General features: G+C 73.0%; 18 protein-coding genes and 2 pseudogenes. 6 read left to right on the top strand and 14 right to left on the bottom strand.

Annotation, left to right across the window (positions count from 1 at the left end):
• Window positions 1-49: 49 nt before the first annotated feature.
• The 8 genes and pseudogenes from AC5P1B_RS15250 to AC5P1B_RS15215 form a co-directional block, all read right to left on the bottom strand.
• A complete protein-coding gene (locus AC5P1B_RS15250; protein ID WP_493887622.1) occupies window positions 50-1,885 on the bottom strand; it encodes an aKG-HExxH-type peptide beta-hydroxylase in 1,836 nt (611 codons plus the stop codon).
• Window positions 1,882-3,096: an FxsB family cyclophane-forming radical SAM/SPASM peptide maturase gene (locus tag AC5P1B_RS15245; RefSeq protein ID WP_493887621.1), complete on the bottom strand. Its 1,215-nt coding sequence runs from the start codon at window positions 3,094-3,096 to the stop codon at window positions 1,882-1,884. Before AC5P1B_RS15245 ends, AC5P1B_RS15250 begins: the two co-directional genes overlap by 4 nt.
• Before the next feature lie 355 nt (window positions 3,097-3,451).
• Window positions 3,452-3,685: an FxSxx-COOH cyclophane-containing RiPP peptide gene (gene fxsA / locus AC5P1B_RS15240; RefSeq protein WP_493887619.1), complete on the bottom strand. Its 234-nt coding sequence runs from the start codon at window positions 3,683-3,685 to the stop codon at window positions 3,452-3,454.
• 410 nt (window positions 3,686-4,095) lie between these two features.
• Complete coding sequence (locus AC5P1B_RS15235) at window positions 4,096-4,500, bottom strand: hypothetical protein (RefSeq protein ID WP_493887618.1); 405 nt, start codon at window positions 4,498-4,500, stop codon at window positions 4,096-4,098.
• Between the two features lie 1,431 nt (window positions 4,501-5,931).
• A pseudogene (locus tag AC5P1B_RS15230) lies at window positions 5,932-7,470 on the bottom strand (SAV_2336 N-terminal domain-related protein); the annotation flags it as partial.
• 4 nt (window positions 7,471-7,474) lie between these two features.
• Window positions 7,475-8,569 (bottom strand): AAA family ATPase, encoded by a 1,095-nt coding sequence (locus AC5P1B_RS15225; protein ID WP_493887617.1) that lies wholly within the window; start codon window positions 8,567-8,569, stop codon window positions 7,475-7,477.
• A 115-nt stretch (window positions 8,570-8,684) separates the two neighbouring features.
• Window positions 8,685-10,796, bottom strand: coding sequence for a VMAP-C domain-containing protein (locus AC5P1B_RS15220; RefSeq protein ID WP_493887616.1), 2,112 nt, complete (start codon window positions 10,794-10,796; stop codon window positions 8,685-8,687).
• A gap of 5 nt (window positions 10,797-10,801) precedes the next feature.
• Window positions 10,802-11,161 (bottom strand): CU044_2847 family protein, encoded by a 360-nt coding sequence (locus AC5P1B_RS15215; RefSeq protein WP_493887615.1) that lies wholly within the window; start codon window positions 11,159-11,161, stop codon window positions 10,802-10,804.
• A 173-nt stretch (window positions 11,162-11,334) separates the two neighbouring features.
• On the opposite strand from AC5P1B_RS15215, the gene AC5P1B_RS15210 reads away from it, so the two are divergent.
• The 3 genes and pseudogenes from AC5P1B_RS15210 to AC5P1B_RS15200 form a co-directional block, all read left to right on the top strand.
• Complete coding sequence (locus AC5P1B_RS15210) at window positions 11,335-11,520, top strand: DUF6104 family protein (protein WP_493887614.1); 186 nt, start codon at window positions 11,335-11,337, stop codon at window positions 11,518-11,520.
• 394 nt (window positions 11,521-11,914) lie between these two features.
• Window positions 11,915-12,835 (top strand): serine hydrolase, encoded by a 921-nt coding sequence (locus tag AC5P1B_RS15205; protein ID WP_493887613.1) that lies wholly within the window; start codon window positions 11,915-11,917, stop codon window positions 12,833-12,835.
• Between the two features lie 73 nt (window positions 12,836-12,908).
• Window positions 12,909-13,139 (top strand): annotated as a pseudogene (locus tag AC5P1B_RS15200) (membrane dipeptidase); the annotation flags it as partial.
• A 53-nt stretch (window positions 13,140-13,192) separates the two neighbouring features.
• Here AC5P1B_RS15200 and AC5P1B_RS15195 read toward each other — a convergent pair.
• From AC5P1B_RS15195 to AC5P1B_RS15175, 5 genes are all read right to left on the bottom strand, one after another.
• Window positions 13,193-13,588: a hypothetical protein gene (locus tag AC5P1B_RS15195; protein WP_493887612.1), complete on the bottom strand. Its 396-nt coding sequence runs from the start codon at window positions 13,586-13,588 to the stop codon at window positions 13,193-13,195.
• Between the two features lie 552 nt (window positions 13,589-14,140).
• A complete protein-coding gene (locus AC5P1B_RS15190; RefSeq protein ID WP_493887611.1) occupies window positions 14,141-15,628 on the bottom strand; it encodes a hypothetical protein in 1,488 nt (495 codons plus the stop codon).
• A gap of 273 nt (window positions 15,629-15,901) precedes the next feature.
• The gene (locus AC5P1B_RS15185; protein WP_493887609.1) at window positions 15,902-16,300 is read right to left on the bottom strand and encodes a nuclear transport factor 2 family protein; all 399 of its coding nucleotides are present in this window, start codon (window positions 16,298-16,300) and stop codon (window positions 15,902-15,904) included.
• A gap of 94 nt (window positions 16,301-16,394) precedes the next feature.
• Window positions 16,395-17,324 (bottom strand): NAD-dependent epimerase/dehydratase family protein, encoded by a 930-nt coding sequence (locus AC5P1B_RS15180; protein ID WP_493887608.1) that lies wholly within the window; start codon window positions 17,322-17,324, stop codon window positions 16,395-16,397.
• 236 nt (window positions 17,325-17,560) lie between these two features.
• Complete coding sequence (locus AC5P1B_RS15175; RefSeq protein WP_493887606.1) at window positions 17,561-20,653, bottom strand: alpha/beta fold hydrolase; 3,093 nt, start codon at window positions 20,651-20,653, stop codon at window positions 17,561-17,563.
• A gap of 222 nt (window positions 20,654-20,875) precedes the next feature.
• Here AC5P1B_RS15175 and AC5P1B_RS15170 point away from each other — a divergent pair, with 222 nt between their 5' ends.
• The 3 genes from AC5P1B_RS15170 (at window position 20,876) to AC5P1B_RS15160 (ending at window position 24,021) form a co-directional block, all read left to right on the top strand.
• Window positions 20,876-21,976: a DUF4097 family beta strand repeat-containing protein gene (locus AC5P1B_RS15170; protein ID WP_493887605.1), complete on the top strand. Its 1,101-nt coding sequence runs from the start codon at window positions 20,876-20,878 to the stop codon at window positions 21,974-21,976.
• On the top strand, window positions 21,976-23,136 hold the full coding sequence (locus tag AC5P1B_RS15165; protein ID WP_493887604.1) for a PadR family transcriptional regulator: 1,161 nt from the start codon (window positions 21,976-21,978) through the stop codon (window positions 23,134-23,136). Before AC5P1B_RS15170 ends, AC5P1B_RS15165 begins: the two co-directional genes overlap by 1 nt.
• Window positions 23,137-23,322: 186 nt before the next feature.
• Window positions 23,323-24,021, top strand: a complete 699-nt coding sequence (locus AC5P1B_RS15160) for an antibiotic biosynthesis monooxygenase (RefSeq protein ID WP_493887603.1) — start codon at window positions 23,323-23,325, stop codon at window positions 24,019-24,021.
• Between the two features lie 33 nt (window positions 24,022-24,054).
• Here the strand turns inward: AC5P1B_RS15160 and AC5P1B_RS15155 are convergent, their stop codons facing one another.
• Window positions 24,055-24,489, bottom strand: coding sequence for a hypothetical protein (locus AC5P1B_RS15155; RefSeq protein WP_493887602.1), 435 nt, complete (start codon window positions 24,487-24,489; stop codon window positions 24,055-24,057).
• Between the last annotated feature and the right edge of the window lie 327 nt (window positions 24,490-24,816).

Here is a 24,816-nt window from a genome sequence, read left to right as displayed (position 1 = left end):
TCAGCTGCTGTGATGGGGAACATACACCGGCATATCACCGGCGGGCAGTTCATCCTGTGTGCTGCCTCCGCCAGGTGAGACGAGCGGTCTCCACATAAGCGGCGGCGCGGGCCAGATGCCCGGCCGGAGGGGGCCTCCCTTTCAGTCGGGTGTGCAGGTCCGCCATCTCGTTGACCAGCACTCGGCCGGCCTCGGTGAGCTGGCGTGAGCCGCACAGCGTGGGGATGATCGCGCCCACCTGCTCACGGCACCGGGAGTGCTCCGCCCATGCCTGGTCCCGCAGCACGGAGTCCACCGGGGCGAGCGCCACCCGCTGCCAGAAGTCGGCGAGCGCCAAGTGGGCGTAGGCGCCCTGCAACAGGCCGTCGAACGGGCGTGCGTCGGGCCGCCACGGCGCCCAGTACCGCCGCCCCGCCCCGGCGGTGTGCAGCGGGACCAGGTCCGAGAGGGCGGAGAGCTTCGCGTGGTGGAGCTCGTGGACGAGCGTGGCAGCGAGGGAGGCGGGGCTCGGCGGCGCGCTCGCCAGGACGGCGCCGAACGCCTCCCTGCGGGTGCCGCTGGAGTGCGCCGTGGCGCCGTCCCGGGGCAGCGCGCCCGGCGGGCGGGTCATCGGCACCACGCAGTCGAGCAGGGCCGTCTCAGCGAGGCGCGCCTGACCGCCGAGCGCCAGCACCGGCAGCGCGTCGCGCCACATGGACTGCCACTGCGCTCGCTCCTCGGCCCGCAGCGCGCCGAAGGCGAACAGCCCCTGCCGCCGCAGGTCGTTGTCGACGGCCCGGTACGGATCGACGTCGTCGAGCAGTACGGGCCGGGGTCCCCCGGCCAGCGTGTGCACCGGCAGCCACCGGGGGTCGGCCGAACCCCAGCCGCCCTGCCCGTCGGGCCGCAATTCGACCGGCTCGACGCCCACCCCGGTCAGCCGCAACACGCCGCTGTCGCCGTGGACTTCGACCATGACGGGTACGAGTACGGAGCCGGGGCCAGGGTCTTCCGCGAGGCCGGGGCGCGTGACCGGCTCGGCGAGGTCTGCGAGGTCTGCGGGGACGCTGGAGTCCGCGGGGCCCGTGGGGCCGACGCGCAGTGCGCCGAGAGTGGGGAGCGCCACCAGCCCTCCGTTGCTCACCAGCCGCGTGCTGAAGGCGAGGCCGCAGCGGGCGGCGGCGACGACGGCGAAGCCGCCGAGGTGGCCGAGGTCCCGTACGAGCCGCGCACCGGGGGCGGCGGGCCCGGTGCCTTGGTCGCGCCAGCCGGGCGCCGGCCCGGTCGGAGCTGGTGAGCCGTGGGAGCCGGGCGTGTCGTGGGATGCCGCCGGGCCCGTCATACGAGAAGAGGCGACGCGCGTAGCGGAATCGGACGCGGCGGCCCACGCCGCGCCGGACACGGGCCCGCCCGGTGGCCCGTCAGCGACCGCCCTGGTGTGCTCCGTCCCCGCCGCGGGGCCGCGCGCGCGGGGCCGCGCACCACCGGACGGCGGACGGGGCCCGGCACCTGTCCTAAGGCCGTTCTCCGGCGCCGGACCGTCCTCGCTGCCCGACGCGGCGTCAGGGGCCGCGTCGGGCCGCTGGCTTGGGGGCGGTTCCGGTGGCATCAGCGCGCGGACGCAGCCCTCCGCCCAGGGCCCGGCCAGCGGGTAGTACAGCGCGCGCCGCGCCTGGTCGGGGGCCACGCGGTCGGCGGCCTCCAGCAGGGCCCAGTGCTCCAACGCCAGCGCGGCGGTGGACGGGGCGAGGACGGAGGGCGGCGCGGCGCGTACCGCGTCGAGCAGGACGCGCAGCAGCAGCAGGCGCCTTGTGCGCTGTCCCGCCGTCAGGAGCGAAAGGGTCTCGGGTCCGCCCTCGGCCCTGCCGAGTTCGCGGATCACGCGGGCGGGGACCGCTTCGGTCACGCTTCCGCCGCCTCGGCCAGCCGTTCGGCGATGTGCTCGATGAGGAGGCGCAGGTCGGCGCAGTACACCGACGGGTGGCGGAAACCGTCCGCCGCGCGGTACCGGTGGGCGTAGTGCCCGCCGCCGCAGACCCGGACCACGGGGCACTCCAGGCAGCTCGGGGCGAGCGCGCCCGCACCGGCTTGGCGGGCGGCTATCCCCGGGTGGGCCAGGGCGTCGTCGAAGGAGTGGCGGAAGACGTCGAGGCCGGTGGCCGCCGCGCCCTCGTAGGCGGACTTCAGCGCGTCGCTCTGCTCGATCGTGCCGTCCGTCTCCACGACCGCGGCGGCGAACGGCTGGAGGCCCAGCGACTCGGTCGCCGCGGGCGCGCCGAGCAGCAGCGCCAGGCACTCCTCGAACAGCCGCACCCGGCCGCGTCTCCGGTCGGCGTGCCACCACAGGTCGAACACGGTGCTCAGCCACGCTCCGTACGGAGCGGGCCCGGTCCGCGCCACCGGGGCCGCGCCCGGCCCCAGGCCGGGCAGGCGTGGTGGCGGGTCGCTCCAGTTGCCGTGCGGGAGCAGGAAGTCCAGCATCGGCGGGTCGTACTCCAGCAGCGACGTGTACACCTCGGTCGGATCGGAGTCCACGTCCACCACGCACAGCACGCCCCCGTAGCTGTCGCTGTGCCGCTCGGCGAGCAGGCGCAGGCCCCGGGTGGCGGCCGCCCAGGACGGGCGCCCGGCGTGGTCGACGCGGGCGTGGTTGTGCCGCGCGAGGCCGCCGTCCAGGCTCACGCCGACCCGGATGCGCCGCGCCGCCAGGGCGCTCAGCGCCGCCTCGGTCAGCAGGGTGCCGTTGGTCTGGATGACGGCGTGCACCGTGCAGTCCCCGGGCACATCGGCGCGCACGCGCGCGACCACCGCGGCCAGTTCGGTCGCGTCGGTCAGCAGGGGCTCGCCGCCGTGCAGGACGAGGGAGATCTCTTTCAGGCCATGCGTGGCCGCGTGCTCGGCGATGCGGTGGGCGGTGTGTTCGAGTACCCGGTCGTCGGCGGCGGGCGCGCGGCGCCGCCAGCCGCTGTCCGGGCCCGCGTAGAGGTAGCAGTAGCGGCAGTTGAGGTTGCACCGGCCGTTGACCTTGAGGATGAACTGCCGGAAGGGCACGGGGCGTGCGGGGATGGCGGCGGTCGGCTCCGGCCGTCGTACCTCCCCCGGCTGCCTCTGCGCCACGCGCTCGTCCCCCTTGCCGCTCAGTGCCAGGCCCCCGAACCCCTGGTACGTGGCGCAGCTTCCCACTCGGCACCCGGTCCCAACCAGGCAGTCGGCAAGCTGTCCAGTATGAAACCGAATTGGACCGAAAGCATGCGGGTGCCGCCGCGGGTGGCGCGCGCTGACACCGAGTGCCGCAGCGCGGCGCGGTCGGCCGTCCGGTACGGGACGCGCCCCGGGGTACACCACTGGCCGCCCCGGTCCCGTACGACTCCCGGGCGGGTCGATTCGGGCCTCGGCGGGTGCGACGCGGGCCATCGAGAAGCTGCGAGGGGCGGCAGCCCGGCCTTTCTCTCGGCGCACTCCAAAAGCGCTGTCAGCAGGCGCTGTTGAAGGCCCAGAGCATTTCCCTCGGCTCGGCGACCCGCGCCCGCAGCTCGACGAGCACCTCATCGAGCACCGGGTGCTCCAGGGTGCGCAGCGAGGCGAGGTCGAGATCGAGCACGTCCGGCAACTCGCCGTCCTCGCCCGTCAGTCGGCTCGACGTCACCAGCGCGTCCGGCCACCCGGCGCCCTCGGTGTTCCCCTGCGCCATCTCGTTACGGCTCATGTCCTCCCCATCCTCATCCTCCCCGTGTCACGGCTCACCGGAGATTCCCCGGACTCAGGCCACGGAAACGCATAAATGTTCGCCATCCGTGCGCTTGGGCCACGCGCCCACTCCCACGGGTCTCCTTTCCCGGCGCGCCCCTCCCGGCCGTCGGCCGGAGGCGGAACCGGCCACCGGGTCCCGTGCCCGTGCGGCGGCGGCTGGGCCGTGTCCGGCGGATCGTGCCGCGGAGGGGACTCCCTGTCCGGGCGTCGCGGGCCGCGGGTGCGTCGTGGCTGGTCGCGCGGTTTCCCGCGCCCCTGACGGGACACGCCCCCGGGCTGTACCAGGGCTGCTTCCCCTGGGCCTGGCGGCCAGGGGAAGGTCCCACGCGCGGGCCCTGGTGCCGGGCACGCATCCGCCGGACACCGCTAGCGGCCACGGCCCAGGGCGGCCAGCCGGTCCGCGGTGCTCTGCCCGAGCGGGTCGCCCGCGTCGGGCAGCGCGCGCCACTGCTCCATGGCCGCCTGGTAGGCGGCACGCGCGGCGCGCGGGCGCTGTGCCGCCTCATAGACGACGCCGCGCCAGTGGTGCGCGGTGCCGGCGAGGCGCACCGCCTCCGGCTGGCCCTCTGTCCGCTCCAGCGCCGCGTGCGCCGCGTCGGCGGCCCTTCGGTAGGCGTCGGCGGCCTGGTCGAGCCGTTCCGCGCGGCGGCTGTGCCGGTACGTACGCCGGTGGGCGTCCGCGAGGGCCAGCCAGCATTGCGCACGCAGCAGCGGATCACGCGCGCTGTGCGCGGAGAGCCCGAAAAGGTACTCGGCCTCCCGCAGGTCCACCAGGTCCTCCGCCTCGCGGTAGCGGAGGGCGAGCGCGCGGCCCAGCATCAGCAGCCGTTCCGGCAGCCGGGGATTGCCCGCCGCGGTCTCCATCCGGCAGTCCCTGAGCACCCGTACGGCCTGCGAGACGTACGCGGCGCCGTCGGGCCCCTCGGCGCGCTCCAGCAGCACCGCGCCCCACTCCGCGATCAGGTCGCTGTATCCGGCGCGGTCGCGCTGGAGCAGGCTGCTCGCCTCGGCGAACCGCTCCGCGGCCACGTCGAGTTCGGTGACGGGCCCTTCGGCCTTGTAGCGCCGTACGCTCAGCCGCGCGTCGCGGATCAGGCACTCCGCTCGCAGCCTGGGGCCGTGCGAGAGCTCCAGCGCCTCGGCGATGATCTCCTTGGCGCGCTCCAGCCGGTCCCCGGTCACCAGCAGCGCGTCCACCACGTCGAGTGCGGCCCGCGCGCGGACCTCGGGGGTGGCCGACTCCGCGGCGAGCAGGGTGGCGCCGCGCTCCAGTGAGGTCGCGGCCTGCCGCGCGTAGGTGCCCGCCCGCTCCTGGTCGGGCGCCGACCTGGCCAGCCTCAGCAGCGCTCTGCCGCGCGCCAGCGACAGGCCGCTCGGCTGCGGCTCGTTGACCGGCCAGGCGTCGGCGAACGCCTCCAGCATGCCGACGCTCTCCTCCAGCAGGCCGCTGTCGCCGCCCAGTTGCCACTGCTCCTCAAGCACCTTGACCCGGTCGAGGGTGACGGCCAGCGCCTCGCCGGGGGCGAGCCCCACCGTGGCGCACACCGCGGTGAACTCGCGGTCGGCCCGGCGCAGCAGGTCCAGCGCGGCGCGCTGGTCCCCCGCCGCCCGCCGGTCACCCGCGGCCGCGTGCAGGACGCGCGCGAGCACCGTCCGCGCCCGCACCGAGCCGGGGTAGGAGGCGGCGGTCTGGGCGGCGTCCTGGGCCTCCCGCAGCAGCTCGGCCCCGCCGCGCAGCCGCCACAGGCGCAGCAGGTTCTGGGCGAGGTCGCCCCACAGCTCGGGGTCGATGCCCTGCGCCAGGGACCGCTGCTGTGCCGCCGCGTGGCGCAGCAGTTGCACGGCGTCCAGCAGGTTCTGCACCATGCCGTCGGCTTCGAAGCGCTCGATGAGCAGCGCCGCCCTGCGCACGGCGAGCGAGCGTGGGGCGTCCTCTCTGGCCAGGGAGACGCCCTGCGCCGGGGTGTCCGGCATGAAGCGCTCCAGGACGCGCGCGGCGACCTCGGCGAACGGCTGCGGCGGTCTCGCCTCCGCCTCGTGGTCGGGGTCGTCGCCCTGGAGCTCGTCGTAGGCGGCGCCGTCCGGCGCGCCGTCGGCGACGGCGAGCTGCGCGATGGCCAGGGCGGGGAAGTTGGGTCCGCCCTTGCCGAAGCGCTGCTCGACGTACTCCGAACAGTGCTTGAGGACCAGCAGCGCCTCGTCCCGGCCGATCGAACCCAGCAGGACCTCATGGACCCCGTCGGCGAACTCGTACCAGCGGCCGTCTCCCGAGGTGCCCCGGTCGCGGCGGCGCAGCAGGCCGCCGAGCAGCACCTCGGAGAGCTCGGCCGGACCCGAGTCGGGCAGCATGGTGCGCTGCACCAGCTGCATCACGGGCAGGAACAGCGGGGCGGCCGCCAGATACACGGCGAGCTGGCCGGCGCCCGGTGAGGCGGTGGAGCGGAAGCGGCTGACGAGCTGGGCCGGGGAGAGCGGGCCACGGGGCCTGGCCGGAGGCGCCGGCCGCTGGTCGGGGCGCACCCAGCCGACGGCGGCCTCCACGGGGCCTGACCCGCTGCCGGTCAGCAGCCGGGCCCAGGCGCCGAGCGCGGCGGGCGCGGGCGGCAGCACCGGCACGGGCACGGCTCCGGCGCGGCGCGGCTCGTCGCGGCCGAGGCCGCCCGGCAGACCGGGCATGCCCGGGTCGGCGATGAAGTGCAGCGGCGCGGACGACGACGCTCCCTCGCCGTGCACCAGCGCGCCGAAGGACGCGGGCAGCCGCGTGCGGGCCCACAGCCGCTGGGGCAGCGGCTGGAGGACGGCGACCGGGGCGTGCCGCAGCAGCCGGTACACCAGGCGGTGCGCCTCACCGCTGCGCCACAGCGGACCGGCGCAGTCGCTGACGACGACGGTCACCCGGCGTCCGGTGGGGTCGATGAGCTGGTCGGCCGAGCGCAGCGGCGCGGCGTCGGGCTCGAAGCGGCGGCTGATGGCGGGCGCGCCGTCGGGCGCCTCGTGCAGATAGTGGACGGTGACGTCCCGGAAGGCGCCTAACTGACCGAAGACCTGCTGGAGTTCGCTGAGCATCCGCTGCCACACGTACATGGACGACGAGGTGTCCATGAGCAGCTGGAGGGAGGCGTCACCCCGCAGCACCGGGCGGAACACGGGGATGACCACGCCACCGGCCCGGGCGCTGCAGTCGGCCGTGCGCCGTTCGTCGAGCACCCGGCGCAGCGGCGGCGCGGCGGCCCGGTAGCGCTGGAGGGGGCGCAGGGCGCGCTGGAGGTCGAGCAGCCCGGGCAGCGCGGCGGCCTCAGGCACTCCGATGGGGATGCCCGCACCGGAGCCGCGCGGCCAGCCGCCGTCCGTGCCCGGCTCTTCGCCGCCGGGGCGGGCGGGGCCGGGGGGCGGCGCCCCGGGGTAGAGCGCGACGCGGGCCGCGCGGGGTCCGCTGTCACGCGCGCCCTGGCCGTCGTCCTCCGGCGGGGACTGGCCGGCGGCGGGCTCGTCGCGTCCGCCTGGTCTGGCGCCGGGTGTGCGAGCGGTGGCGAGGGCCGCGTCGTGACGCGGTGGGGAGGCTCTGGAGTCGGCCGGCTCCGCCGCCGGTTCTGCGCCGGGGGCGGGCCGCGAGTAGCGGGCGAGCCACAGCGCGTCGGCGAGTTCGCCCAGTGCCGGGTTCAGCCCGGCGCCACGCAGCACTTCGATGAGGTCCGCGAGCGGGCTGGGGTCGCGGCCGGGCCGCGCGACGGAGTCCTGCATGGCGTCACCTGGGCCGGTCGAGGCGTTGGATGAGCATGTCGGCGAGCCTGTTGCGGGTCGGCGGGGCGGCGTGGTGGGTCAGGTAGATCGCGTTCAGCAGCTGGTCGGTCGCGAGCAGTTCGCTGCGGGAGCGCTCCAGGAAGCGCAGCACGAGGTCGTCGCCGACCCGGGCCAGCTCCTCGCCGAGGTGGGCGCGCACGACGGTCGCCAGGCGCTCATGGTCGGGCTGGCCGAGCTCCAGGTGGATGCAGCGGCGCAGCAGGGGAGCGGGGAAGTCCCGTTCGCCGTTGCTGGTGAGGACGACGAACGGGAAGGACCGGCAGCGAATCCTGCCGTCCCTGACCGTGACCTTCGCCCCGTCGTCGGTGAGCACGTCCACCTCTGGCTCACGCTCGGCGAGGCGCTGTAGCTCTGGTATCTCGAACTCGCCCTCCTCCAGGACGTTGAGGAGGTCGTTCGGCAGGTCGATGTCGCTCTTGTCGAGCTCGTCGACGAGCAGCACCCGGGGCTTGGCCGTCGGCAGCAGCGCCGTGCCCAGCGGGCCCAGCCGGATGTAGCTGCCGATGCCGCCCGGGACACCCACGGTGCCCGCTCCGGCAGCGCGGCTGCTCGCCGCGATCTGGGTGTCCTGGAGCCGCGCGATGGCGTCGTAGCGGTAGAGGCCGTCGTCCAGGGTGGTGCGGCTGACGATGGGCCAGCGCAGCACCCGGCCGAGGCCCAGTTCGTAGGCGACGGCGTGCGCGAGGGTGGACTTGCCCGCGCCGGGGCTGCCGGTCACCAGCAGGGGGCGGCGCAGGTACAGGGCGGCGTTGATGATTTCCAGCTCTTCACCACTCGGCCGGTGCAGTGCGGCCATATGGCGGTACGCGCCCAGCCTGCGGGTGGAGGAGCTGTCGGTGTCGGGTCCTGGCTCGACCAGCGGAGCGCCGTCGAAGTCCCGCCACGGCGGCGCCTTGGGCAGCGCGGAGATCCCGGGGTGCGGCTCGCCCGTCCCTCGGTAGATCAGCCATTCGCTCGCGGTGCTGCCGCCGCCACCGGTCCCGGCGCCGGGGCCTGGGAGTGCGGGGCTGAGGTCTGGGTTGCTGTCGGGCACAGTCACAGCTTGCTCCTCGTCGCTCGGGTGTCGATGGCGGGAGCGCCGACCTTGACTCGACCGTATCGCTCGAACGTATCGAGGGTGGGCGAAGCGCATAAGGGTGTGGTCAGCCGGACTCTCATGGCGCCTCCAGCGGCTGGTCGGTGCCCGGCAGCGGGCGCGTGGGGTCGTCGTACAGCAGGGCGATGCCCTTGGCCCAGTACGCCTCGGGCACGCCCGCGCCCAGGTCGGCACGGAGCCGCCAGACGGCGGCGGGCAGCCGGTCGGCCTGCCCGGCATTCGACACGGTGCTGGTCGCGCCCCGGTGGAAGTCCGCGCAAATCCCGTCCCTGCCCACCGGCTCCCGGCGCCACAGCACCACATCGTGCCCGCCGTCCATGATGTGGCGCAAAACGCCAGGATCGGCGTCCGGGTCGGCGGCGCGGCACAGCACGGGGAGCAGGTAGCTGTCCCATGCCAGGAGGTCGGCGGTGCTGGGCACGGGCTCGGGCCGCCCGGCGTCGCAGTCGAGCACGCCCGGCCGCATCGGTCCCACGTGCGCCCGCTTCCACCGGGTCTGACGCGGTGTCGCGGCCTCCCCCGGCTCGTCGGCCGTCCCGGTCTCCGCCGCCTCCGTCAGCTCCCGGTCGGCGCAGCGCACCACGACGGGCCGCACACCGCCCAGCGGCCCGGCATGCGGCGGCACCCGCCAGGCGTCGACGGGAAAGTTCAACAAGGCGTAGGGCAGCGCCACTTGCAGGGTGACCAGGTGATCGGGCTCATCGCCGCGGCGGAAGGACTCGGCCAGCGCGGCGCGCAGCCGCTCCGGCGGCTCGTCCAGCCCCCGTACGCCGAAGTCCTCGTCCACCGACACCAGTTCGCCGGACGGCTGCGCCACGCAGACCCGCCAGTCGTAGCTGCCGCGCTCCCAGCCGCGCGGGATGATCTCCAGCAGGGCGTACGAGCGGGTCGCCGCCGCCCCGGCGCCCGCCGCCTCCACCTCGGCCCGCCGCAGCCCGTGGCCGTCCACGCGCGCCAGCGCGCCGTCGCCGACGGCCGTCACGCTCTCGCGGCGCAGCCGCAGCCTGGCTGCCCACTCGCCGCCCAGCGCGTTGCGGAAGGCGCGCGGCAGCTCCGCGTCGGCCGCGGCCCGCGCCGCCCAGTCCCACAGGGCGCGCTCCGTGCCGGGCGCCGCGGGGTAGGGCCGGTCGGCGGTCGCCGCGTGGACGGCGTAGCGCAGGACGGCCTCCAGTTCGCTGCGGCCCTGGCGCAGGTCGTACAGCAGACCCAGGCCGTCACGCCAGCCGCGCGGGGCGGGCAGCTGCCCCTCGTAGGACTGCCCGCGCAGCGAGGTCACCAGCTCGTCCAGGCTTCTGGTGCTGACCGGCGGCGGCAGCTCGGCCAGCAGCCCGGTCAGGTCGGCGCGCTGTCCCGGGGTCAGCGCGCGGCTCGCCGTCACCCGCAGCTCGCTCTGCGCGTCGGTCCAGGTGCTGCGGCCCGCGTGGTCGTTGCGGTGCCGGTCCGCGTGATACCGGTCGTGGGCGTGCATCACGCGCTGGTACAGGTCGTCCCGCTCCGACCGCACGGGCTCGCCCGTGGCGGGCACCCGGCGCAGCTGGACGACGGAGATGGCCAGGCCACCGTCGCGGCCGTTGCCGCGCCTGGCCTTCAGCACACCGATGACCTCGCCGCGGTCGAGGTCGACGACGGGGCCGCCGGAGGCGCCCTCCGGCATCTCGTCCTCGTTGCCCAGCTTGAGCCTGCCGTCGGTGCCCAGCTCGCCCCTGATCGTGCAGCGGCCGCTGATGTCCTCGATCTCGCCGTCCTCCTCGGTGCAGCCGAAGAAGGCGACTTCCTTACGGGTGAAGACCTTGGCCGTGCGCTCGGTGAGCCACACGCAGCCGTGCGGGGCGGGCTCAAGCAGCCGGATCAGCGCGAGATCGGGGGCAGGCCACAACCCGCCCGCCGGGTTCGTCTCCGGCTGCGCCCACTCCACCAGGCCGGGAACCGTCCGGCCACCGAAACTCAGGCCCACCTCACGCCCGCCTCCCGTCCCCCGCAGGGCCACATGGGCGCAGGTCAGCACCCAGTTCGGGGCGACGAAGAAGCCGCTGCCCCAGGGCCGTGGCGCGGGCCCGTCCGGGGCATACCCGGCACCCGGCTCATGGATGCGTACGGTGGCGGCACCGACGAGGGGAGCCAGAGTCTCGAAGGGGTCCACGTCGGCGTCGTGTGCGCCCCCGATGCCCACCCTCCTCACCCACCGGTCCCGAGGTCGGCCGGCGGGCCGCCCGCCCAGCTGAGGGTCACCGTGATCGCGCCCTTGGCCTGGCCGTCGGCGAGCAGCCCGACGACCTTGCCCGTACGCCCGGTGAGCTCGATGCCGAAGGAGACGCTGACCTCGTCGGGACGCACCGCGCGCAGCGAATCGGCCAGCGAGCGCGCGACCCCGGTGATCAGCCCGTGCAGGCTTTCCATCTGCGCCGCCGCACGGTCGGCGAGCCCGGTGTCCGAGTAACTCCCCCGTGCGCCCCCACTGAGCTCCTCGGCCCCCGAGATCCGCGCCCATACCGGCGTCCCGTCCGGCAGCTCCACCCGGGTAATGCTCTCGCCCATCACGCCCCCGCTCCCCAGCTGTTGGAAAAGGCTATCCGCCGGGCGGGGCGGACGCGAGGGTCCTGGCCGATCGCGGCGGGGCCAGGGGCCGCGCGGGCAGCGCATATCCTGGCGGCGGGCCTCATCCCATCGTCAGCCCATCGTCATCCACATCGTCTTTTGCGGAGCACGCCTTGTACTTCACCGACCGCGGCATCGAGGAACTGGAGAAGCGGCGCGGCGAGGAGGACGTCACCTTCGAGTGGCTCGCCGAACGGCTGCGTGAGTTCGTCGACCTCAACCCCGACTTCGAGATCCCGGTCGAGCGCCTGGCGACGTGGCTGGCACGACTGGACGACGAGGACGACGACGCCGAGTAAGCACGGTTGAGTCACCAGAGTTGAGTCATCACCGCCGGGTCATCACCGCCGGGTCATCACCGCCGGGTCATCACCGCCGGGTCATCACCGCCGAGCAACCACATAACGGGCATATCACCCGAATCGGGTGCGACGCCGCACCAGTGTGCCCGGCCCCCCGCTGAGGCCCTTCGCGGGCGCGCACGCGTGGGCCGGGCGGGGAAGGCCAAGGGCCGGGGCCCGGACGACCTGGGGGTCGCCTGGGGGCGCCTGGGGGATTGGTGCCCCTGATTCAGGGCAGCGTTACGAAATCCGCATGTGCAGTGCACAACCTTTTGCCACCCGAAACGTGTCTTGGGTGTCGAGTGCACCGGGGGGTGCACTCGTGTGGCCATAAACGGGTTGGGGAAACACCATGACGCACCACCGAATATCCCGGCGTGCCCGCGGCGCGCTGGCGCTGGCACTGACCGCCGGAGTGATCGCACCGCTCGCGGGGGCCGGGACCGCCACGGCGGCGACACCGAAGCCCGTCTGCGTCTCGGCCAAGGCAGGGCTCGCGGCCAAGCTCACCAAGGACATCAGCACCGCGCTGAAGGGCCGGTCCGCCACGACCGCGCTCGCCGTACGCGACGACAGCACGGGCACCGTCTGCACGCTGCGCGCCGACCAGAAGTACGACTCGGCGAGCGTGGTCAAGGTCACCGTCCTCGCCACGCTCCTGTGGGACGCGAAGAAGCACGACCGGAAGCTGACCCAGCGCGAGGCCGATCTCGCCACCGCCATGATCACCAAGTCGGACAACGCCGCCACCAGCAAGCTCTGGAAGCAGCTCGGCGTGACGAAGGTCAAGGGCTTCCTCAAGGCCGCGAAGATGACCAAGACCGTTCCCGGCAGCGGCGGCTACTGGGGCCTCACCCAGATCACCGCGCGTGACGAGCAGCAGCTCATGTCGCTGGTCATCAACAAAAACAACGTGCTGAGCGACAACGCCCGCGCGTACGTTCTCAAGCTGATGAACAAGGTCATCTCCTCACAGCGCTGGGGCACCCCCGCGGGCGCCCCGAGCACCATGAAGATCCATGTGAAGAACGGCTGGCTGTCCCGGTCCACGCACGGCTGGCGCGTCCACAGCGTCGGCGCGTTCACCGGTGGCGGCCACAAGTACACGATCACGGTGCTCACGCACGACAACCGCACCATGAACGACGGCGTCGCCACCATCCAGGCCGTCGCCCGCACGATCCACAAGGACCTCAAGCCGACGGCGAAGAGCGTCTCGCGTTACACCCCCACCAGCGACCCGCAGGAAACGATCCCGGCCACGCCGCGGTAGAAGGGGCCCGCGGTGCCGGTCCCCCGGCACCGCGCCCCGGCCGCCCCGTCGGACGCGGCGGAAAGGCCGACCCTTGCCCCTCACCCCGCACCACAGCGCCGTCGTCGCCGACGCCCACAACGACCTGCTGATCGCCGTCACCGCCCGGCCGCCCCACCGCTGGTCCGACTTCTTCCGCGAGCGGTGGCTGCCCCAACTGCGCGAGGGCGGGGTGGACCTTCAGGTGCTGCCGGTCTTCATCGAGGAGCGCTTCCGCCCCGAGGGCGCCCTGCGCGAGACGCTGCGCGTGATCGAGTGCGCGCACACTGGCCGAGGCTTCAGAGACTGGGCGCCCCGCTCACGGGGGCGCCGCTGGGCTCAGGTGTCCGCCAGCACCGCGAACTGCTGAGAGTGGAACTCGCCAGACGAGCGCCCTTTCGGAGACTTGGCCTCCATGAGGCCGTCGCATCCGGGCATGATCGGCAGCTGTGCCGGCCAGTCAGGCGTCCCATGGCCTGCCGCATGCATAGCCGTACGCACCACAGTCTCGGAGCGCAGCACAAGATCGCGCGCAGGTACGCCCGTGAAGCTGATCTCGATATCAACGGTCATGGCATTCGCATCGATAGCGACCCCGGAGTCTCGCAGATCATCGTTGCACTCTTCGAGTACGAGAAGGGCGTCCATGACGCGGCCAGCGCCCTCAGCGAGGTCTTCGGCGGTTTCCGGGCCCACGACGCGAAACGTCCAACGTACATGCGCTTCGCTAGTCATGGGGTCCCCTTCCAACATGGCTGACGCTTCCCCCAGCTCACCACGTTCTTTCCGTAGTCTGCCCCGCTGGGTGTCAAGTGATACCACCGCATGTGGGCTCCGCACGGGCACAGAAGCATGTAGTACGTCGGCGGGTCCTTAATTATCCACCCGTTGCGGTGGAACAGCTCAAGGACCTTCTGATGTTCCTTTGTGTGCTTCTTCCAGTACCCCGCGCGCTCCCCCGCCTGACTTGCTCGGGCGGGATGAGCCTAGGGGTAATGAGCATGATTGGGCGGTTTTCCCAGAACCTGCACCTCTGCGCTGACGTCATCTGCGTAGCTGCCCGAGTCAACAAGCGCTCGCCGGTCTCGGCCGCGCGGTGGGGCTCTCTCGGTGACGGTGACCTGGTCAAGTTTCTGGCAATCTCCCAAACCATCGAGGCACGAGCCGCCATGGGTTCCGATCTTTCGTCCACTACAGGTGAGCGCCCCGTGGAAACCCCTGTACCCCTTCGGATACGGAGCTGCCCGCTGAACCGGAGCGGGTGTCGCCCGAAAGCCGTTCACCTGTCTACAAGGACACGCGCCGCCGTCGGCCGCGCAGGGCGTCGTAGGCCAGCCCGGCCGCCCCGTCGGCGACGAGGGCCGCCCCCATGAGCGCCCATCCGGGGCGGCCCCGCCGCAGGCTCCAGGCCGCGAGCGGCAGCCCGGCGGCGAGTTGCGCCGCGCCGAGCGCCTTGGCCCTCGGCCCGCGCAGCCACGGGCCGAGCGGACCGCTCTCGGCACTGTCCAGCTCGGCCGCCACGGCATCCCGCCAGCCGCGCCAGACGATGACCTCGGCGCGCGGGACGGCGCGCAGCGCGGAGCGCAGCTGCTGCGCGGACTCTCCGGGAGCCAGCCCGGCAGGCAGCCGGAGGCCCGTACGCGTGAGCACGGCGATCAGCCCGACCAACCGCGCACACGCCTCCGCACCGGGCGCCCGGTCGGCAGCGGAGGCCGAGGCGGATGACGCGGAGCCGGATCTGTGCGGGTCGGCACAATGCGGGTCTGCACCATGCGGGCTGGTATCGCGCGGGCCGGTGTCGCGCGGGCCGCCCTGGTCCGCGCTGTGGTCGTGCGGATCGGGCTCGCGCGCGCTGGAGTCACCCGGGCCCGAGTCTCCCGGACCGGAGCCGCCCGGCCTGGAGTGGTGCGCGTTCCCGTCGGGTTCCGAGGCGGCTTCGGGCCCCGGGGCCGCTTGGTCCCCGTCTCCCGGGGCGGCGTCGGAGGGTGCGGCCGTTTCCGGGCGGCCCGCTCGGCCCGCCGGACCCGTGTCGCCCGGCTGCGGGCCGGACCCCAGGGTGGGGCGGGTGAGCTGGTCGAGCGAGGCGGCGTCGAGCACCGGGTCGAGGCCGAGGCGTGCCCCGAGGGCCCGTACCACGCGCGGATCGCCCGCCGGAGTGCCGTCCGCGAGCCAGGCATGGTCCACGGGGCGGCGGAAGCCGGAGGCGAGGACGAAACCGGCTCCGTCCCTACCCCACCACAGGGCGACCACCGGCCAGGATTCACCGGCCGCGACGGTACGGGCCAGGTCGGCGAGGTCCGTCACGGTCGAGACGCCGCCCTTGGCGCGCGCCCCGGCTCCCTCGCCCCGCGCGGCTTCCCGACCGGGCCCGGGGCGCCCGTCGGGCCCCGCCCCGTCGCGCGCACCGGCTCCCGGTCCGCTCGCCCCCTCCCCCGACGCCCCGGCTTGGCCGTTGCCGGGTGCGGCAGTTGGGGCCGGCTGTGGGTCCGGGTGTGGATGTGGATGTGGGTGTGGTTCAGCGGTTGGCGACCCGTGCGGCGGCCCGTGCGGCGCCGCACGCGTCCCGGTGGCCGGGGCGCCGCCGGTCGCCGGGGCCGGAGGCGCGTCGGGGACGAGCACACTCCACCCCCGCCCCGCCGGAGCCAGCAGGAGCGGGGCGGGCAGCAGGCTGGCCGACAGCCGTACGTCCTCCGGCTCGGCCCGGCAGAGCAGCAGCGCACCGGACACCCGCTGCCGGTCAGGCGTAACGGACGGGGTCACTTCGAAATCACCCATCCCTCCACGCTAGGCCACTATGCCCCCAATATGGCGCCTCGCCCCCTAATGCCCCAGCCGGCCTGGCGCTTGATGCGGGCTCGGCACAGGGCGCCCTGACCGCATGCCCGGTCTGCGCGGCCGAACACCTGCACGCCCCACCACGGGTCCCCAGCAGCGGCGACTTCAGCCAGCGGCGCCAGGCAGCGGCCCCAGGCAGTGGCTTCAGACGGCAGCGGCCTTGGTCAGCAGCCGGGCTGACCTCCGCTCAGGCGCGGCCGCCGGGGGACCGGCTCAGCTCTCGATCAGCTCGTGGAAGGCGACCGTGTCGAAGATGTCCTCCATCCGTGCCGCCTTCCCGTCCCGCATCGTCCAGGAGTGCACGAAGCTCAGGGTCGCGGTCCGGCCCTGGCGCGAGGTCACCTCGCGCGTACCGAAGACGACGACCCGGTCACCGGACTCGATGAATTCCCGGGGGTTCAGCCGCATGCCGCCGAGCACGCTCGGCACATGAGCCAGGAATTCCTTGATCCCCTCGTGCCCGTGCTTCGTGCCGCCGAGGCCGTACGCGGCCATGCCGTCCGGATGCACCCATTCCACATCGGGCCTCATGGCCGAGAGCACCCCCTCGATGTCGCGGTCGGCGAATCCGGCGTAAGCGGTGCGGATGGCCTCAAGGTTCTTGGACGCCACGGCTGATCTCCTCTGTTTCTGGGCGCGGGCTGACGAGGTGGTGCGGGCGCGGGTGCGCTGCGGGTGCGGGTGCGCTGCGGGTGCGCGTAGTGCGTCACGCGCCGGGCACGAGGCGCTCGGGGTGCAGGGCCGCCAGCGTGCGCCGGACGCCCTCCTGCCAGCCGATCTCACAGCTACCGATGAGCTTGTGGCGCAGTGTGGAGTCGAACTGATAGGTCTCCCGGGTGACTTCGCTCGGCACGAGGCGCGGCGCGACGCCCGTCAGCTCCTCCAGGTACCGCACGCAGTCGGTGATGCCGACCGGTTCGTCACCGCCCCAGTTCACGACGGTCGCCGGGGTGTCCGCCGCCTCCCACAGCAGCGGCACCTGGCGTACGAGGTCATCGGTGTACAGCGGCGAGCACCAGTTCTGCCCCTCCATGGGGACCGGGATCGGCTCACCGGCGAGCATCCGCTTGAAGTAGAGCATCGGCACACCGCCGTACCCGTGGGGCCCGTACGCGATGTTCAGCCGCGCGATGGTCGTGGGCAGGCCGAGCACCTGGGCGAAGGCACGGGCGGCTCCCTCCGCCGCGATCTTGGCCACCGGGTAGGCGGGCAGCCAGTCGGCCACGCCGTCGACCGGGTCGCTCTCGCGGTACGCGTGGTCCAGCGTCTGCCGCGCGTACACGGCACCGGTGGACACATACAGGAACGCCTCGGCATCCCGGCAGTGGGACATCAGCCGCCCCGTAGCGACGGAGTTGACCTCCATGGCGGCGTCGAAGTCGCCGTCCTCGCCGCGTTGGACTGCGGAGTGGATGACGTGCGTGAAGTCCGTCGGCAGCCCGTCAAGCGAACCCGGCGTCATGTCGGTCATGTCCCAGCGCCGGGTGGTGATGGAGTGGCCGGCGAGTTCGCTTTCAACTCCTGGTGTGCCGAACCGGCCCAGACACCACACATCGTTGTCCACGGCCAGCGCCTCGGCCACCGGCCGGGCGACCTGCCCGGTCCCTCCCGTGACCAAGATCTTCTTGCCTTTCACCGTATCTCCCCTTTTTCATTGGTTTTTCCCTTCCCCCGTACGGCCGCCCGGCATGGGTCCGCCGGGCCATGAACGCCTCGGGCGCCGACGCCCCAAGCGGCCGGGCGACCGGCCGCGTGGCCCGCGCCCGTGTCTGTGCGTGCGTCTGTTGTCTGAGCGCGCGTCTGTTGCGTGAGCGTGCGTCTAGGTCTGCCTCCGGGACTGGGATGGAGACGGGGGCGCGGACGGGTTCGCCGTCAGGTGCCTTCGCCCAGCGCGCGGTCGAGTTCCCGGCGCAGCACCGATTGGAACGCGGCGACATGACGCGGACCAAGCATGGTGTAGTGCTCGCCGGGAACATCGACGTAACGATTTTGCTCCCGGGTGTGCTCGTCCCAGCGGCGCAGCTCGTAGTCCAGCCAATCCTGTTTCGTGCCGCGCAGCGGTATGGCGTAGAAGACGGTCATCGACCGGACCGTGCCGCAGGGCTGGTAGTCCTGGCCCAGGGTGGTGAGGCCGCTGGCGATACGGGCCCACGCGTCGAACTTCCCGATGTCGAGGTCGAGTTCGCGCAGCCGGGACGGCGGGGCGAGTTCCAGCAGATGGGCCAGCTGGCGCCGTTCCGGGAGCTCGCGCAGCCGGGTGGGCAGCTCCAGGGACTGCTGCTTGTCGATCAGTTCCAGGAAGAACGCGAGATTGACCGCGGTCTCGACGAAGTCCAGTTCGTCCATCCGGTATTTGATGTGCGGCGGGAGATTGAAGCTGCCGACGAAGTCGACGCGTTCGCCCGCCGCCTCCAGCGCCTTCGCGATCTCGAAGGCGACGGCTCCGCCGTAGGAGTAACCGGCGATGGCGTACGGGCCGTGCGGCTGCCGGGCGCGGATGGCCGCCACGTAGCAGCCGACCATCTCGTCGAAGCTGCCGAACGGCCGCTCGCCCTCGTCGAAGCCCCGGGCGCGGAGTGCGTAGAACGGCCGGTCATCGGCGAAGTAGCGCGCCAGGTTGACGAAGACCAGTACCTCGCCGACGCCGGGGTGGACGCAGAACAGGGGGGTCTTACGGCCGCTGGTCTGCAGCGGCACGACCGGGTCGTACGTGCCCCGCTCCCCCGCCGTGAGCCGGGCGGCGAGCTGGCGGATGGTGGGCGAGGTCAGCACGGCGATGACCGGCAGTTCGTCGACGCGCAGACGTGCGGCGACCTGGCGGCGCAGCCGGAGGATGTCCAGCGAGGTGCCGCCGAGGTCGAAGAAGCTGGCGGTGACGCTGATGTCGGCTGGCTCTGAGGCGAACAGCTCGGCGTAGATCTCGGTGAGCACGCGCTCCGTCTCGCCCTGGGGCGCGGTGTGGTGCCCGAGTTGGCGTCGGGTGAGGGCGGCGGCGACGCCGATGACGTCGTCGTACGCACCGGCCTCCAGCCTGGCCCGCATCCGCTGCCGCAGCGTCTTGCCGAGACTGGTCTTGGGGAACGCCTCCCTGGGGAGCGGCAGGACGAGCGCGGGCCTGAAGCCCCAGTGGGCCACGACGGTGGCCCGTACCGCGGTCAGCAGCCGGTGCAGCGCCGCGTCGTCACCGGCGGGCAGCTCGGCGTGGACGGCCACCACCAGTTGTTCGGTGTCGCTGCCGGGCTGCCGTGTCGGGAAGGCGGCCACGTGTCCGGCCGCGACGCCGTCGAGCTGTTCGAGCGCCGTCTCGATGTCATGGCTGAAGTAGTTGACGCCGTTGACGATGACGCTGTCCTTGCTGCGTCCGACGAGGCTGAGTCGCCCCGTTCCCGGCATGTCGCCGTGCAGCACGCTCGTGGCCCTGGCGCCCTGGTCCGCCGCGCCGGACCCGTCCGCCGCCCCGGTCACGTGCACATCCCCGGCGCCTTTCGCCGCACCGGCACCGTCCACCGCACCGGAGGTCCGCACCGTGTTCGGCGGGCCGAAGTCGATGCGGCCCAGGTCGCCGCTGCGGAACCAGCCGTCGGGCGTGAAGGCGCTCGCGGTGGCGGCCGGGTCGCGGTGGTAGCCGCTGGTGATCATCGGGCCGCGCAGCTGGAGTTCGCCCGCCTCGCCCGCGGGCAGCGGGCGGCCGTCGGCGTCGGCGATCCGGATGCTCAGACCCTGGATGGGCTGGCCGAGCGAGGCGAACTCCTGACCCGCGTCGGCCTCCGGGAACGCCCGCGAGTACACGCTGCCCGCGCAGGTCTCGGTCATCCCGAAAGCGGGCCACAGGGCGTCATCACGGAGCCCGTACGGCGCGAAGGCCGCGAGGAACGCCTCCCCGGTGGACCGGACGTTGGCCTCGCCGCCGCTCACGATGTGGCGTAGTGAACGAAGGTCGAGGCGTTCCGCTCCCGCCTCCGATTCCTTGTCCAGTCGCACACGGGCGGAGTTCAGCAAGCCGAGGAGGAAATTCGGTGTGAAGGTCATCGTCACACGGAAGCGGGAGATGATCCGCAGGAATTCCAGCGGCTCTGCGAGGATCGTCGCGCTGTCCGTGTGGAGTTGGTCGGCGCCCACGCTGAGCGGCAGCAGATGCGCCTCAAGGAGGGCGGCGACGTGGTCGAACGATATCCAGTTGAAGGTGCGGTCGGCCGCCGTGAGCCGCTGCCGCCGCGCCTTGCCCGCCATCGAGGCGAGCAGGTTTCCATGGGTGAGCCGCACCGCCTTGGGGCGCCCGGTGGAACCGGATGTGAGGACGAGGACCGCCAGTTCATCGGACGCGGCGCGATGGACGGCTTCATGGACGGCTCCATGGACGGCACGGTGATCGGCCTGGTGGTCGGTCTGATCGTCGGCCCGATGCGGATGAGGCGACTGGGGCTCCTGCCGCCCGGGTGACCCGGGATGATCGGCTCCATCGCGCCGACCGGGCGCGGCCGCCAAGCCCGGCGCACCCTCGTCCAGCTCCCCGAGCCGCGCCACGTCCATCCGCTCCACCTGCGGCAACGTGGCTGCCATGGCATCGGTGGTGAGCAGCAGCGGCCCGTCGAGCAGGTCGCCGACGTGGGTGAGCTGTGCCGCCCAGCGGGCCGGGTCTCCGTGGACGGGCACCAGGGGGCATGGCACGAAACCGCCGAGTACGCACGCCCAGAATGCCGGAAGGAAGTCCTGCGTCCGCTCAAGCAGCAGCGCCACCGTGTCCCCGGGTTTGAGCCCGCGCTGCCGCAACCCTGCGAGCAACCGCCGTGCGTGGTCCAGGAGTTCCGGATACGACTGGAACCGCGTCGGGCCCGCTGAGCCCGTGCCGACGTAGCGCACGCCGGAATCCCGGTTCCGGCGCGCCGCCCCCAGCAGCAGTCGTGCGACAGAGCCTGAACCCGCCTCGCCGACCGGTTCCCCATATGTGAAGGATCGCGCCTCCATCAACCCCACTGATCCCTTCCCCCTGCCCCCACGACGACAAGAAGTTAGCAGTCGCAACTTCCGCGACCCATCGTGCTGGACCCGGACGTGAAGCGAGACTCCAGCCGGACCCCAGTGGCTTTTGCTCTACCGCATGGCGCTTGACTTCCGCAATCCGCGATATATCGTGTTCAGGGAGAGACGCGATATGTTGCGTCTACGCTTCAGCTGGGGAGGTCAGGCATGTCAGCCCGGTCCGAGTGGTCGCTGTCCGAACCACAGACGCTCACGTTCGATGAACCCGTGTCCGCGGTGCAGATCCGCGTCGTCAGCGGCACCGTCAATGTCGTCGGCACGGACGGAGGCCACGCGCCGGAAGCGACCGCCGCGGACACCGCGGACACCGGAGCGACCGCCCCCACAGCCGCGAGCACCGCGCCCACCGAGACGGCAGCCGAAGCGCCCACCGAGGCGGCAGCCACAACGGCAGCCGAAGCGACCGAGGGTGCTCCGGTCCGCCTCCAGCTGTCCGAAATCGAGGGACCGCCGCTGATCGTCAGCGTCAAGGACGGAACGCTGACCATCGGCTACGAGGATCTGCCCTGGAAGGGCTTCCTCAAGCTGCTCGACCGCAAGGGCTGGCACCGTACGGCGCACATCACCCTCACCGTGCCCACCGGCACCCGCGCCGAGGTGGGCCTCGTCAACGCGACAGCCGTCATCTCGGGCCTCAGCGGGCGTACCGAGGTCCGGGGCGTCTCGGGCGACAGCACGCTGGTCGGCCTGACCGGCGATGTGCGCGCCGACACCGTCTCGGGGCGCGTGGAGGCCCAGTCACTCAGCGGCGATCTGCGGTTCAACTCCGTCTCCGGCGAACTCACCGTCATCGACGGAGCGGGTCCCGTCGTGAAGGCCGACTCCGTCAGCGGCGACATGGTGGTCGACGTCGCCCAGACGGCCGGCCTCGCCGAGGTGTGCCTGGCCACCGTCTCCGGCGAGATCGCCGTCCGGCTGCCGCACCGGGCGGACATCGCGGTCGAGGCCAACACGGCGGGCGGCAGCGTGTCGAACGCCTTCGACGACCTGCGGGTCGACGGCGGCCCCTGGGGCGGGCAGTGGGCCGCCTGGACGGCCGCCGGCTGCGCGGGCGGGAGGATCAGCGGCAGGCTTGGCACCGGTGGCGGGCGGCTGAAGGCCACCAGCGCCTCGGGCGCCATCGCCCTGCTCCGCCGCCCGCAAGCCCACGACGACCGGCACCACCCCGCCGGTCAGGGCCCCGCCCCGGCCGCACCGGGAAAGCCCGCCACGGACGAGCCGACCGCGACAGACAAGAAGGTCCTCTGATGTCCCCCGTCTTCGCGCACGGACGCCTGCGCCTGTATCTGCTCAAGCTCCTCGACGAGGCCCCACGGCACGGCTACGAGGTCATCCGGTTGCTGGAGGAGCGCTTCCACGGCCTGTACGCGCCGTCGGCGGGCACCGTCTACCCCCGACTGGCCAAGCTGGAGGCCGAGGGCCTCGTGACGCACTCCACCGAGGGCGGCCGCAAGGTCTACGCGCTCACCGACGCCGGTCGCGCCGAACTCGCCGACCGGGGCGGCGAGCTGGCCGACCTGGAACTGGAGATCCGCGACTCCGTCGCCGAACTCGCCGCCGAGATCCGCGAGGACGTCCGCGGCTCGGCCAGCGATCTGCGCCGGGAGATGAGGGAAGCCGCAGCCCAGGCCCGCGGCGCGGGCGGCGCCGCCGGTCCCGACGCCGACAGCCGGGGCGCCCGCCCCGGGCGCGAGGGCGGCTCGGCGCGGCCCGGCCACGACGGCAGGCCCCCGTGGGAGAGCGGCACCTGGGGCGACTCCGAGGTGTGGCGGCAGGCGAAGGAGGAGCTGCGGCGCGCCAAGGAGGAGTGGAAGGAGCAGGCACGCCGGGCGAAGGAGGAGAGCCGCCGCGCCAAGCAGGACGCCCAGCGGGCCCGTAGGCAAGCCAAGGACGCCGAGGACTTCGCGCGCGACGAGATCGCGCGGCTGGCGCAGCGCGTACAGGAGCAGACCCAGGAGCACCTGCGGGCCGGTGACTGGCAGAGCGCGCTGCGCGACGGGCTTTCGGAGCTGACACGCGGCATGGGCCGGGTCGCCCAGCACGGCCAGGCGGCGACAGCGGACAAGGGCGCCCAGGCGACGCCACAGCCGGACACGGAGGTCAGGGTGGAACGCACCGACCTGACCAAGAACGGCGCGCCCGCCGCTCCAGGCGCCGAGGGCACAGCCACGGCGGGACCGGACGACACGGCCGCCGCCGGGCTCCCCGAGTGGGCACACGCCGACGACGCGCACTCCGCCGACCCGGCGCGCGACCTGGAGCGGCTGCTCGACCGCTTCCGGGACGGCGTCCGCGACGCGGCCCGCGACCACGGCGTCTCCGCCGCCCAGCTGGCCAGGGTCCGCCACCACCTCGCGACAGCGGCGTCCCGCGTCGACGGCGAGCTGCACCGGCGGCGGGCGGACTGACAGCCGTCACGGGCAGCCGCCACAGGCAGCCGAGACAACAGCGGGAGAGAAACAGGAGAGAAACAGGAGAGGACCGGGGGCAACATCCGGCGGAGGTTGACTTCAACCATTGTTGATGTCGGAGAGTCATGAGTGCGGCCGGTCACCACTGACCGGGCCGCACTCATCTCTGTGAAGGAGCCCCCGATGTCAGCGCAGTCCGGCCCCGTTCCGCAGCTCGTCCTTCCCCGCGTCACCCGCCCCGACGCGGGCACCATCCTGGTCAGCCGGTGGAATGTGGCCGACCCGGAGCAGCAGCGTCCGGCGGCCGACGCCGTCATCGACTCCTGGACCGACCTGGAGCGCCCCGACGCCATGCTGAGCCTGACGACGCTGCTGAGCGACGACGGCACACACGTCCTCAACTACGCCCAGTGGACGAACGACGACGACCACCTGGCGTTCGTGCGGACCAAGCGCCCCGCCATGGTCCAGAGCATCGACGAGGCCCTGCCCGGCATCGAGCGCCCCGGCCTCGTCCGCTACGCACTGCACGACAGCTACCTCACCCCGGAGCCCGGCGACGGCACCGAGCCCGGCTTCGTCGCCGTCGTGAACTTCGAGACCGAGGCTCCCGAGGCGCAGCGGCACCTCGCCGGAACGGTCATCGGGCTCCTGCGGCGCATGGTGATCCCCGGCATGCTGTCGGCGCATTTCCACGCGAGCAAGGACGGCACCCGGGTCTTGAACTACGCCGAGTGGACGTCCCGTGAGGCGTGGCTGACCTTCGTCAACACCGACTCACCGGAGCTGTCCACAGCCGTCCGCGCCGTGCCCGGGGTCCGCCCCTTGGGCGCCGTACCGTACGAGCCGTACCGGAGCGTGGTGAACGTCCCGGCGGCGTGAGGCGACCGCGGTCCCCGCAGCGGATGGCGACCGCTATGACTCCGCAGCGGGGCGCGCGCTACCGGGCGGCTCCTGCCCGGCCCGCTCCGCCGCCGAGCGCTGGTCCTTGCGGTAGACCAGCCAGAAGATGCCGGCGACGCTCAGGAAGACCGTGCACAGCCCGATCGGAATCCACACCTGAAGGCTCAGTCTGGTCTCGGAGGTGTAGGCCCAGCCCCTCCCGGCGAAGACGTTGTCTCCCTTGGACACCTCGGGCCCCTGGATGTCGCCCATGCTGGTGCGCCCGTCCGCGAACTGCCACTCGCCCTCGCAGTGTGCGGGCTCCGTCCCCGGACCACCGCCCTCGGCGCAGCGCGAGACGGTACGCACCGTGGCGGTCTCGCCCGTCGCCAGCTGATGCGCCTGCCGCCCGATGAACACTCCCACCACACACACCACCAGGAGTAGCAGCCCAGCGGCCGAGAGCATCTGGTAGACCCCGCTGCCGCCCCACCGCTTCGTTCCTGTTCGCCTCGCAACTGATCGCTTCACACCCGCCGTCTTCCCACCGGGCGGCTTCACACGCGAGGGCCTGCCACCGGAGAGGCGGCTAGCTGATGTGTCGGCACTTTTTGACTGGACTCCTGTCGACTTGTCGCTTGTTCGCTTCGTCTGATCCGTCTGTTCCGTCTGACTCATCTGATTCGACGACGTACGCCTCAATCGTCTCCTCGGCTCACTCAGCACCCCGTGCACCCCTGTACGTACCGTACTCGCGCCCGGCGACACTGGGCGAGGGCGCGCGAACACACTGGT

This window comes from Streptomyces sp. A01 (assembly GCF_059026195.1).
Note: the sequence above shows the minus strand (reverse complement) of the source record. Positions and strands in the feature narration are given on the sequence as shown.